The 1,998-nt window shown below is 50.7% G+C and carries 1 protein-coding gene; it reads right to left on the bottom strand.

What is annotated here, in order from left to right:
* Positions 1–1,998, bottom strand: a 1,998-nt coding sequence (locus tag J5224_RS25830) for a beta strand repeat-containing protein (RefSeq protein WP_264628051.1), incomplete at both ends; no start/stop codon positions are given.

Genomic DNA, 1,998 nt, shown 5'->3' with positions numbered 1-1,998 from the left:
ACGCAGCGTTGCTCCAGTGGGTGTTAATCGTGCCCGTATCGAGGGTCCAGTTATCGTTACTGCCGGGCGTAGAAGCCTGCCAGATACCATTTCCTCCATTAACAACGCCGTCGTTTTTATTGGCCAGTGCGCCACCGTCCCAAAAATTCAGTGTGAGTCCTGCGCTGTTGATCAAATTGACTTGATTGGCAACGGATGTCTGAATAAACATGCCACTCGTCTCAGGGAGAGTTCCAAGATTCAGTTGGTTATTGGTTAATGTGCCGCTGTAATTGATAAGGCGATAAAGACCAGGGGTAAATGCACCGGGAACGGTTTCAGTGACGTTAAGTAGACCATCCAGCGTGAGATTGCCGTTAACCACGGTCAAATCATTGTTGCTGCCGTTGATGACGCCTGCTTCACCCAAGGTGTAGTTGAGTACCGAGGTGTTGTTAAGATTGAGATTCCCGTTAATTGTCAGGGTTCCAACACTTCCAGAGGCCGCACCGGGTGATAAGATACCGCCATTCGCCACGGTGACAGAGCCGCCAATAATGCCATTGCCCCCCAGCGTTGCGCCATTACTGACTGTGGTTGTTCCGGTGGCGCTGGTCTGGTTACCGTTGATATACAGGCTGCCATTACTCACAGAAGTGTTGCCGCTATAGCTATTGTTGCCACTCAGCGTCGTCGTGCCACTACCGTTTTGACTGATTGCACCGCTACCGGAAATAATATCGCTGTAGTTAATCGCATTGCTGCGATTAAAGGCTAGCGTTGCGTTATTGATGATGTTGCCGGTGATGGAACCTGATGTTGTGCCATTACCTAATTGCAACGTGCCGCCAGAGAGCGTGGTACCGCCAGTATAAGTGCTATTTCCCGTCAGTATGACGGTGCCTGTGCCTGTGTTGCGAAGCGCGCCATCGCCAGAAATCAAGCCACTGTAGGTCAGCGTGCCGGAACGGTTGAAAGAAAGTAATGCATTATTGGCAACAGACGTATTACCGCTGATTGAACCTGCATTGCCGCCTACCTCCAAGGTACCTTGATTGATGGCGGTGCCATTATAGGTATTGGCACCGGTAAGCGTTAGTACGCCGCTGCCATTTTTGGTCAGGGAGTTTCCCGTGATGGTGCTGTTGATGGTAACTGCGTTATTCTGGGTATCAAAAACACTGTCTGCGTCAGTGATGTTCACCGTTCTTGCTGCCGACAAGGTGGCGTTACTGGTGAATTGCAGCGTACCGCCATCAAGTGTCAGGGTGCCTGCCGTGCTACCCAGTGCGCCATCTGCGGCAATTTGCAAAATGCCTGCCGCCAGCGTCCATGGCGTATTGGCCGTTGTGGTGTTTATTAGTCTCCAGGTACTTGAGCCGGTTTTGTAAAAACTGGAGAAGTTTTGGAATTTGTTGCCGAATTGCGAGACATCAAAGATGGTCGATCGTTGGACCCCCGCGGTGTTGGTCGCCAGGTCGCTGGTCGTGCCCCCTAATAAGAATGTGTTAGTGGTGCCTGAATTAGCAGAGATATTGCCATTAAAAAACCAATTATATTGCAATTCCAGTCTATTGCTGCCTTCGGTGAAATAAACTGAATTTGCCCGGGTTAAACCATCTGTATTAAAGCCACCTTGAATGTTGTTATTATTAATAATGTTGATATTCTTTCCGGTAATGCCGAATCCTCCGACAGGAAGGGTGCTTGTGGGTAAACTGCCAGCCCCACCTGCATTACCGCCAGTGATCGTTCCACTATTAGTAATGGTGGCGCTCTCGGCGTTAATGCCTGCGCCACCATTCGCGCCATACCTTCCCCGGTTAAAGCTGGGCGTGCCGCCATTACCGCCATTGCCACCATTACCACCGGTAATAGCATGATTTCCGATATTGAGAGTAACGTCTTGTGCGCGAATCGCGGAACCACCCTCACCAGCTAACCCGGCACCGCCTTGAGCAAATGCGTTTCCGCCATTTCCCCCTCGGCCCCCGAAGATATTGTTTGAGGAACTCATTG

It is taken from the genome of Candidatus Symbiopectobacterium sp. NZEC135 (assembly GCF_025962695.1).
This window is presented reverse-complemented; position numbering and strand designations above follow the sequence as displayed.